1 pseudogene is annotated in these 1,523 nt (G+C 42.2%); it reads left to right on the plus strand.

The features are described 5' to 3' along the window. Window positions 1–79: 79 nt before the first annotated feature. Window positions 80–1,523 (plus strand): annotated as a pseudogene (locus ODU37_RS10635) (IS1182 family transposase); the annotation flags it as partial.

Genomic DNA, 1,523 nt, shown 5'->3' on the forward strand with positions numbered 1-1,523 from the left:
TATTTCTAACGGCTTTTTCATATGTAAAGTAGTATAATAGAGATAGGAATACTAGCTAATAAGCAGAGGGAGAATCGCTATGTTACACAAAGAAAATCCAGACTACAATCGCGGTCAATTTGGTTTCTACAGTTTAGATGACCTTGTTCCTCAAGATCATCTCCTTCGTCAAATAGAGGAAGCTATTGACTTCTCCTTTATCTATGACTTAGTCGCAGATAGCTATAGCGATGATACAGGGCGTCCTAGTCTTGACCCTATTCTGCTCATTAAAATTCCAATCCTTCAGTGTCTCTTCGGCATTCGTTCCATGCGTCAAACCATTAAGGAAATCGAAGTCAACACTGCCTACCGTTGGTTTCTTGGTCTTCGACTGGATGATAAGGTGCCTCATTTCACTACCTACGGAAAGAACTATGTCCGTCGTTTTCAAGATAGACAAGTTATTGAAGGCATTTTCACCCATATCTTAGGTCTCTGCGTCAATGCAGGCTTCATAGATCCAACAGAAATTTTCATTGACGGTACCCATATCAAGGCTGCGGCGAATAATCGTAAATTCATCAATCGTGAAATTGAAAAGCAAGCCAAGTTTATGAGTGACCAGCTAGAGATTGAAATTAACAGGGATAGAGAAAAGCATGCAAAAAAGCCGCTAGGGCCCGCAAAAGAGGAGGGACCCATCGCTAAGAAAATTTCTACAACTGACCCTGAAAGTGGCTGGTTTCATAAAGGGGACCATAAGGAAGTATTTGCTTATACAGCTCAGGTTGCTTGTGACAAGCATGGTTGGACTCTGGCTTATAGCGTGGAGGCTGGCAATGTCCATGACAGCCAGGCCTTTCCTGTACTCTTCGCTAAACTCCAACCCTTTCAGCCTAGCTTTCTCGTTGCCGATTCTGGCTATAAGACCCCAAGTATCGCTCGCTTCCTCCTAGAACAAGAGATTACTCCAGTCTTTCCGTATACACGACCGAAAGGAAAGAAAGGGAAACTACGCTCGAAGGATTTTGTCTATGATGAATACTATGACTGTTATATCTGTCCTGAGAATCAGGTCTTAACCTATCGCACTACAACCAGAGAAGGTTATCGGGAATATAAGAGTGACTCAGCTATCTGTGCTACTTGTCCACTTCTATCAATTTGTACAGAAAGCAAGAACAAGCAGAAAGTGGTAACTCGACACATTTGGAAAGAGGCTTTAGAAAGCTGTGAAGAGATTCGGCACAGGAAAGGTATGAAGGAGCTCTACCAGAAGCGGAAAGAAACCATTGAACGCCTCTTTGGGACAGCCAAAGAGTACCACAATCTTCGTTACACAAGAGAGAAAGGCAAGTCCAAAATGGAGGATAAGGTTGGACTGACTTTGGCGTGTTTAAATCTCAAGAAATTGGTAAAAATGAGGACAGGGAAGCCTTTTTATTTTGTCCAAATAGCCACTATTCTGGCAAAAAGACGGACTATCAGACCAATAAACAGAAAAAGACAAACATCAAGCGAGATGTTTGTCTTCATTCTGA

Source organism: Streptococcus sp. 2021WUSS109 (assembly GCF_044427305.1).
In the GTDB taxonomy this organism is placed as follows: Bacteria; Bacillota; Bacilli; order Lactobacillales; family Streptococcaceae; genus Streptococcus; species Streptococcus suis.